The following is a 251-nucleotide window of genomic DNA, read 5'->3' as shown; positions in this document are numbered from 1 at the left end:
ATCCGCACGATCTTCGCCCAGCCCGACGCCGTCTCGGTCCGCGCCCAGCTCGACACCGTCGCCGACGCCTTCGGCAAGCAGTTCCCCAAGGTGAAGGAGATGCTCCTGGAGGCCAAGGACGAGCTGAACCGCTCCGGGTCTGATGGAGGCTCGATTCCCTGAGAGGATCGAGTCATGGCACGTCCGTCCCCTTACCCTGCTGAGCTTCGCGAGCGTGCGGTGCGCATGATCGCGGAGATCCGTCCGAACTA

General features: G+C 64.9%; 1 pseudogene. It reads left to right on the top strand.

What is annotated here, in order from left to right:
• A pseudogene (locus MTQ10_RS31115) lies at window positions 1-126 on the top strand (IS256 family transposase); the annotation flags it as partial.
• Between the last annotated feature and the right edge of the window lie 125 nt (window positions 127-251).

It is taken from the genome of Streptomyces sp. XM83C, from assembly GCF_023072675.1.
GTDB lineage: Bacteria > Actinomycetota > Actinomycetes > Streptomycetales > Streptomycetaceae > Streptomyces > Streptomyces thermocoprophilus.
Note: the sequence above shows the minus strand (reverse complement) of the source record. Positions and strands in the feature narration are given on the sequence as shown.